Genomic DNA, 8,135 nt, shown 5'->3' with positions numbered 1-8,135 from the left:
ACCACGACCAGCAAATGCCCCTCGCCCGAAGTCGAATGGTGCCGCGACGCGCTCCCGCTCGGCCGCGCCCGGGCGCTGGTCGTCAATGCCGGTAACAGCAACGCCTTTACCGGCAATCGCGGTCGCGCAGCGGTCGAGGCGATCGCCGCGCGGGTCGCCGGGCATCTGAACTGCCAACCTTCGGACGTGTTCGTCTCCTCCACCGGCGTCATCGGCGTACCGCTCCCGATCGACAAGGCCGAAGCCGGCCTCGACGCCGCCTTCACCGCCGAACCGTGCGGCTGGGAAGATGCCGCCAACACCATCGGCACCACCGACACCTTCGCCAAGGGTGCAGCAACTTCCGCCATCGTCGATGGCCGCACCGTCAATCTGGTCGGGATCATCAAGGGCAGCGGCATGATCGCCCCCGACATGGCGACGATGCTCGGCTATATCTTCACCGACGCCGCGGTCGATCCCGCCTTCCTCCAGCGCGCCCTGTCCGACGCCAACCGCAAGAGCTTCTCCTGCATCACCGTCGACAGCGACACCTCGACCAGCGACACCGTCCTCGCCTTCGCCACCGGCACCGCAGGCAACGCGCCGCTCACCGATGACGACAGCGACGGCGCCGACGCCTTCCGCGCCGCGCTCGCCGACCTCTGCCTTCAACTCGCCCATCTCGTGGTCCGCGACGGCGAGGGCGCGTCGAAGTTCATCCGCATCGATGTCGAAGGCGCGGAGAGCGACGCCAGCGCCCACCGCATCGCGCTCAGCATCGCCAATTCTCCCCTGGTTAAGACCGCCATCGCCGGCGAGGACGCGAACTGGGGTCGCATCGTCATGGCCGTCGGCAAGGCCGGGGAACCCGCCGAGCGCGACAAGCTCGCGATCACCTTCGGCGGTGTGCAGGTGGCCTCAGGCGGCCTCGCGGTCGAAGGTTATGACGAAACCCCCGTCGCCGCGCATCTCAAGGGCCAGGACATCGAAATCGGCGTCGATCTGGGCCTGGGCGAAGGCCGCGCCACCGTGTGGACCTGCGATCTGACCCACGGCTACATCTCGATCAACGCGGACTATCGGAGCTAATACTTCCGTCGGATCAACAAATTGGAGTCCGCATATCCTTCCACCTTATGCAAAAGGCGAAGACGCACCACACGATCAATTACGACCTCATGCTGGGACATGCCAAAATGGCCATAGCGTCCCTTGCGAGAGGTCTTTCGACCGATAAACTCGATCTCGAACACGCGAGTACTGCCCGATCCATCATCAATCAGCGTATTTTTCGTGCCTTTATCAAACGTCGTCGCGCCATCGAACGATGGCCAAACCCGCTCTTGCGGCTCACGATATGGCGGTCCCGGTGGCGAACCCTCTATGAATAGCTGTCCTTCGAACTCGTCAAAAAAGATCCCCCTAAAGCGCTTCGGTGCATCTAGCTCGTGGCAGAGGCGCGTTCCGATGGATCCCAGCACCGGGGTACCGCCATGTGTCTCACGCCGATAGCAACGTGTCGTCGGATCATCTCCGGTCGCAATCCGCCACACTCCATCGAAACTCGAGGAAACAAAATAGGGCGCGGAGCCGCTTCCGGCCCACGCGCCCCATCCAATCAAGCTGGCGAACAAGGCGACGATACCGCCAAGCCCGATTAACCAGCGTCTGATCACACCACGCTCTCGATCCACGCCTTCAGCTTGGACTTGGTGTTGATCTCAGCAATCCCCACCTGCTGCGCGACCTTCTGCCCGTCCTTGTAGACGAACAGCGTCGGAATGCCGCGAATGCCGAGCTGGCCCGGCGTATCGGGATTTTCCTCGATATTCAGCTTGGTAATCGTGACCTTGTCGGCCAGCTCCTCGGCCAGCTCTTCCAGGCTCGGGCCGATGATCTTGCACGGGCCGCACCATTCCGCCCAGAAATCCACGATCACGGGCTTGTCGGACTGCAGCACGTCGGTTGCAAAGCTCTCGTCGGTAACGGCCTTCGCCATGTCTCAAATCTCCTATGTGTTGCTGCCTAACTAGGGTCGGCAGCCGCCCGTCTCAAGCATCGAGTGCCAAGCTTTGTTCGCTGCCTGCGAAGCCCGGCTTGTGCGCCGCGACCAGATCGGCGGGCAGTTCGAACAGCACCGGCCCCGCCGTGTAGAGCAGCCCTGCGACCACCTCGCGCCCCGGAAAAATCACCTCCAGCGCCGCGACATAGGCCGCCATCTGCCGCACATGATAGGGCGGCACATCGCCCAGAGATCCCGGTGCGCGCCGCCCGGTCTTGAAATCCACCACCAGCACCCGGCCGTCGGTCACCAGCAGCCGGTCGGCCGTGCCCGACACGACATGCCCGCCCCCGACCACCGCCGCAACCGGCGCCTCGGCCAGCGCCTCCGGCCCGAACAATTCGGCAAAGCGCGGCTCGGCCAGCACCCCCAGCGCCGCACGCGCCAGCTCGGCCCGCTCGCCCGCATCCGCAACGCCGCCTGCCCCCGCCAGCCAGCGCTCCGCAACCTCGGCGCGCCGCTCGGCAGCAACCACCGGCAGCCGCTCCAGCAAGGCATGGATCAACCGCCCGCGCTCCGCCGCCGCACGCAGCGCCGCAGCCGGCGGCGGATCGGCGACCAGATCCTCCCCCAACGAAGACGGCGCCAGCGGCCGCGGCGGTCGCGCCTCGACCGGAGCTGCGCACCGCGCCCAATCGGGCACCGCACCCGCCGCCTCTCCTGCATCCGGCACAACCGCCTTGCGCGGCACCGCCCGCGTTGGTGCCAGCCCGGTAAAGCTCCGCTCCCCCTCGCCCTCCGGCACGCCCAGCGCATCCAGCCCGGCAGCAGCCGCGGTGTACCAACTCAACTCCGGCGGCTCACCCTTCGCCTTCGGCCCCAGCGCCCCCGCGATCACCAGCCGCTCCTCCGCCCGCGTCGCCGCAACGTAGAAGAGCCGCCAATGCTCCTCCAGCTCGCGCGCCTCCGCCGCGCTCACCGCCGCATCGACCGGCCCGCCGCGCTCGGCCTTGCCCGGACGAAACACCGGGATCTTCTCCGGAAACTCATCCGGCTGCCACTCGACGAAATCGCCGCGATTGCCCGCCACCGGGTCCGCCGTCGCATCGGCCAGGATCACCAGCGGCGCCTGCAACCCCTTCGCCCCATGCGCGGTCATCACCCGCACCGCCGCCTGCGGTTGCGCCGCATCGCGCACGATCTCGACATCGCCCCGGTCGAACCAGTCGAGGAAACGCTGCAACGTCGGCGTCGCCACCCCCTCGAACCCCAAGGCCGCCGTCAGCAACTCCTCGATCGGATCGAGCGCCTCTGCTCCCAGCCGGTGCAGCAGCTTGCGCCGCCCATCCATCGGCCCGGTCAGGATCGCCTCCAGGAACCGGTGCGGCGTCATGAAATCGGCCCGCGCCAGCAGCCCGAACAGCGGCTCCAGCCGCTCCGGCGTCTGCGTCGCGCGCAAATGCCGCCACAGGCTCCCGCGCTCGCGCATCGCCGCGACCATCAGCTCGTCCTGCGTCCACCCGATCAGCGGCGACACCAGCAAAGCCGCAAGCGACAGATCATCGTCCGGCTGCAACGCAAACCGCACCGCCGCGAGCAGATCCTGCACCGCCAGCGGCGCATTGAGCCGCAGCCGGTCCACCCCCGCCACCGGCACCCCCTCGGCATAAAGCCGCGCGACGATCAGCCCCGCCAGTTCGCCGCGCCGCCGCACCAGGATCATCACATCCTCGGGCCGCAGCACGCGCCCCTTGCTCTCCAGCTCCAGCGTGCCGATCCACTCCCGGATCTGCCGCGCGATCCGGTTGGCCAGTTCGCGCGTCGCATCGTCGATCCAGCTCTCTTCGTCGTCCGGGTCGCCGCCCGTCACCACCGGCGGCCATAGCGTCACCGTCCCCGGCCCCTCGACCCGGCTGGCATGCGGCTCGGGCTCGGCAAACGCGCCCATCCCCGGCGGCGGCAGCGCGCCGATCGCGGCATCGACAAATTCCAGCACCGGCGCAGTCGATCGGAAGCTGTGCACCAGCGACAGCGTATCCAGTGCCCCCGCCGCGCGCGTATCGAAATGCGTCTGCGCCGCGCGGAAATTGACCGGGTCGGTGCCCTGAAACCCAAAGATCGCCTGCTTGTAATCCCCGACCGCAAAGATCGTCCGCACCTCCTCGCCATGCGCCCCCTCGCCGGCAAAGAACTCGTCGGCCAGCGCGCGCACGATCCGCCATTGCGCGACATTGGTATCCTGCGCCTCGTCGATCAGGACATGGCTGGTCGCCTGATCCAGCTTGTAGCGGATCCAGTCGCCCATCCCCGGCTGTTCGAGCAGCGCCACCGCCTTGCCGATCAGATCGTCGAAATCGACCGCCCCCGCGCGCCGCTTCGCCGCCGTGTAAGTCGCCGCATACTCACGCCCCGCCTCCAGCCCCTGCGCCAGGCAATCGACATAGCCCGCCCGCGCCACCATCCCCTGTACCGCGATACACGCCTCGCCGAGTGCGGTTGCCAGTTCTGCATAATCTGGTTCGAGCGTTAGCAGCTTACCCTTGAATACCCGGAAATCGCCGTCCTTCTTCAGGGCGATAAGGCTGAGGTCGCGCAGTTGCTCAAATCGCCCGGCGGGATCAGCCGCGAGCCAGCGCTCGGCTATCGCAGCATCCTTGTCTCCGGTCGCGGTTTTCCAGGCGTGGTTGGCATCCGCAAGACGGCGCACCGCGTCAGTGTCGAAATCTTCGTCATCGCACCAGCGCTGTGCTTCCGCCGCGACATCGCCCGAAGGCAGCCCGAACGCGCGCCGCAACCATGGCTGGATCCCACTCGGCATCGCCGCCATCGCGTCGGGTGCACGGGCACAGGCGCTCAGAAACGCCTCGGCCTTGCCCTCGCCCAGCCGCAGGCTCAGCGCGCCGACCGCATCGATCACCCATCCGCGTCCCTCGCGCTCGGCGGTCACCAGCATCTCCGCCAGCGCCTCGCGCGCCAGCGCCGCTTCCTCGCGCGCCTCCAGCGGCCGGAACCCCGGCGTCAGCCCCGCCTCGACCGGAAAGGCCGACAGCAAGGTCTGGCAGAAACTGTGGATCGTCTGGATGCGAAGGCCCCCGCCCGGCGCATCCAGCACCTTGGCGAACAGCGTCCGCGCCAGCGCAATCTGATCATCGTCTGCAGGCTCGCCCAGCGCCTCCAGATCGGCAAACAGCTCGGTCCGCTTCGCCCGCACCCAATAGGCGAGCCGCCCGCTCACCCGCGCCGCCATCTCCGCCGCGCCCGCCTTGGTAAAGGTCAGGCACAAAATCGCGCCCGGATCGACCCCGCGCAGCAACAGGCGAAACACCCGCGCCGCCAGCACCTGCGTCTTCCCCGTCCCCGCGCTCGCCGACAGCCACACGCTCGCCTCGGGCTGCGACGCCGCGCCCTGGCTCCCGGCGAGCGGCGGAAGTGCGGAGATTTTAGCGCCGCTCACGGCCATACCATTCGTCCCGGCGCATCAACTGGTCGTAATCGGAATAGGGCGCATATTCGGGGTGCAGCTTGGCGGTGAACGCCTCACTCCCGGTCAGATAGCGACCCGCCGTATCGGCGAAATTCTCCGCCGCAGTCGGCACGAATTCCTCGGGCTTCATCCGCCCATATTTTTCCGCCGGATCGACCGGCGTCGCGACATAGCCGAACTCGCCATTCTTGCGCGCCAGCGACCAATATTCGAAACAGCTCGCCCGACCTGAGATCCCGGCAAACCCACCGCGCTCGGCGATCAGACCCAGCAGGCCCAGCTGCAAGCTATATCCCGCGCGCACCGCTTTGGTGCTCGGCGGCTGGCCGGTCTTGTAGTCGACAATCCCGATCGTCCCGTCGCCCATCGCGTCGATCCGGTCGAACTTGCCGGTCAGCCGCACCCCGGCAATGTCGATCCCGCCCTCCTGCTCCACCGCCATGATACGCCGCGCCGGATGCGCCGCCGTCTCGCGCACGATCCAGCGCACCGCCTCGATCAACCGTGGCTGCCACAGCGCGCGCATCATGGGATGCGCCGCGCGCAGCATCTCCAGCACGCGCGGCTCCAGCGCGTCGGGGTCACAGCCATCGTGGCGCGCCCATTGCTCCAGCGCGTCATGCACCGCCGTCCCGCGCCACGCCGCGCTCGGATCGGCATCGACCGGATCGAGCGGGCGCAGCCGCAGCATGCGCTTGGCGTAAAAGGCATAGGGATCAGCCTTCAGCCGGTCGACATCGGTCACCGGAATCGATCGCGGCCGGATCGCCACCGGCGGGCAGGGCTCGGGCCGCGCCACCGGCTTGTGCTCGCCCGGCACATCGATCGCGCGCGCCCAGGCCTCCAACTCGCTCGCCCGCTCCAGCCCGCCCGACAGCGCCTCCAGCCGCAACCAGAAGCGCGACGCGATCGTCGGCGCCCCCGCATCGCGCTTCGCCCGCGTCAGCAGCACTTCGCGCGCGCCCAGCCCCTGCGCCAGATCATGCGCCGCGAGGCCAATCCGCCGCTCCAGCCCCGGCAGGCCAAGCTCGCTGCGGATACGCGGTGCCAGCCACGGGTCGGGCGCGGGCAGCCCCGGCCAAACCCCTTCGTTCAACCCGCCAAGCACCAGCAGATCGGCAGCATGCAACCGCGCCTCGATCACACCCAGAATCGCAAGACGCGGATGCCCACCCTGTGGCGGTCGCACCGCCACCTCGTCCATCAATGTCCGCAGCAAGGCAGGCAGGCTCGCCGGGGCGATCAGCGCGGGGCCATGCACCGCCTCGCGCTCAAGATCGTCGAGCAACGCCGCCGCAGCACGCCCGTCGACGCCCGCCCATAGCCGCTCGCCGCACAGCCGCTCGGCACATTCGCGCAGCTGCGCCAGCAAAGCGGCAGGCGGCACCATCTCCGCCGCAAACGCCGCCTCGATCGGCTCCAGCAGCGCCGCGATCTCCGCCCAGGGCTCGATCGCTCGCGCCCGCGTCCGCGCGTCATGGCCCTCGGGATCGGCCAGATGTGCCGCCACTCCCGCGAGCCCGGCAGGCGGTCGCGGCCCACGCAGTGCGAGGTCGAGCGACCGAACCTGTTCCAGCCACCCGATCCGCGCCTCGCCCGCGCGCACCAGCGGATGCTTGAGCAGCGCCAGCAACGCCATCGGCGCAAAGCTCTGCGCCGCCGCCTCGGCCAGCGCCAGCAACAGCGTCCCCGGCGGCAGAATCGCCAGCGGCGACCCGGCGGAATCGTCGATCGCAATGCCCCAGCGCGCGCAATGCGCCGCGACCCGCTTGGCCAGAGCGCGATCCGGCGTCACCAGCGCCGCCGTGCGCCCCGGCTCTTCCAACGCCTGCCGCAGCGCCAGCGCAATCCCCTGCGCCTCCTCCGCCGGAGTCGCGACTTCCAACGCGCGCACCCCCGCCAATCGCCGCTCGCCCGCGGGCAGGTCGCTCCACACTGTCGTGCGCTCCGCGGGCATCATCGCGCTCGCAATCGCCTTGCTGCGCGCGGGTGGCGCGTCCAGTTCGGTCGCGACGCGCCACGTCTCGAACTCGCCGCGCTGCACGCCCATTCGGTCGATCAACAGCTTCAGATGGAATTGCGGATGCGTCTCCAGGCTGCGTTTGCGCCGCCCGCTCGCGGAGTCCGCCGGGAACGGCCCCAGCATCGCCCATTCCTCGTCCGCCATCGCCAAATCGACGCCCGGCAGCACCACCTGCCCCTGCGGCAGCCCCGCCACCACGCGCAGCAGCCGCGCGATCGCGGGCGCGCTCGTGGTAATCCCCGCCGCGCACACGAAACGCTCGGGCGGCTCCGCGCTCCAGCGCTTCGCAACCCGGTCGAGCAGCCGATTACGCCGCTCCGCCAGATCGATCCGGCCAAGCTTTTCCAGCTCTTGCGGCCATTTCTCCAGAACGATCTCGAACAGGTCGAGCGCACGCTGCCAATGCACCGTCAAATGATCGAGCAGCACCACGTCGCGCAGCGCGCTCGGTGCAATCTCCTCGACCAGCATCTGGTCGAGCGTCCGCCCCAGATCCCCCGCCAGCCGCACCGCCTCCGCCGCATCGACGCTGCGGTCATGCGCCTCGATCAGCCGCGCCAGGATCATCCGCCGCTGCAACGGATCGACCGCGGGCGGGATCGGCGCGTCATCGTCGGCCGGATCCAGAAACGGCCCCGCCGCCT

5 protein-coding genes are annotated in these 8,135 nt (G+C 68.7%); 1 reads left to right on the top strand and 4 read right to left on the bottom strand.

Features of this window, described 5'->3' with window-relative positions:
- Positions 1-1,071, top strand: a 1,071-nt coding sequence (gene argJ, locus AX681_RS14280; RefSeq protein WP_066682413.1) for a bifunctional glutamate N-acetyltransferase/amino-acid acetyltransferase ArgJ, incomplete at its 5' end; no start/stop codon positions are given.
- Here argJ and AX681_RS22030 read toward each other — a convergent pair.
- The 4 genes from AX681_RS22030 to addB all read right to left on the bottom strand — a co-directional run.
- Positions 1,068-1,658 carry a hypothetical protein gene (locus AX681_RS22030; protein ID WP_156442938.1) on the bottom strand — a complete coding sequence of 197 codons (591 nt, stop codon included), beginning with the start codon at positions 1,656-1,658 and terminating at the stop codon, positions 1,068-1,070. The genes argJ and AX681_RS22030 overlap by 4 nt on opposite strands.
- Positions 1,655-1,981, bottom strand: coding sequence for a thioredoxin (gene trxA / locus AX681_RS14275; protein ID WP_066664623.1), 327 nt, complete (start codon positions 1,979-1,981; stop codon positions 1,655-1,657). Before trxA ends, AX681_RS22030 begins: the two co-directional genes overlap by 4 nt.
- 52 nt (positions 1,982-2,033) lie before the next feature.
- Positions 2,034-5,444: a double-strand break repair helicase AddA gene (gene addA / locus AX681_RS14270; RefSeq protein ID WP_066682411.1), complete on the bottom strand. Its 3,411-nt coding sequence runs from the start codon at positions 5,442-5,444 to the stop codon at positions 2,034-2,036.
- Positions 5,425-8,135 (bottom strand): double-strand break repair protein AddB (gene addB / locus AX681_RS14265; protein ID WP_066682409.1); only part of this gene is annotated, 2,711 nt, incomplete at its 5' end. The genes addB and addA, both read right to left, overlap by 20 nt.

The organism is Sphingomonas sp. CCH9-E2, from assembly GCF_001557215.1.
Classification (GTDB): Bacteria; Pseudomonadota; Alphaproteobacteria; order Sphingomonadales; family Sphingomonadaceae; genus Sphingomonas.
This window is presented reverse-complemented; position numbering and strand designations above follow the sequence as displayed.

What these genes read in the sequence shown, in the direction of transcription:
- addA (WP_066682411.1), bottom strand. Translation starts at nt 5,444, where the DNA reads ATGGCCGTGAGCGGCGCTAAAATCTCCGCACTTCCGCCGCTCGCCGGG.
- trxA (WP_066664623.1), bottom strand. Translation starts at nt 1,981, where the DNA reads ATGGCGAAGGCCGTTACCGACGAGAGCTTTGCAACCGACGTGCTGCAG.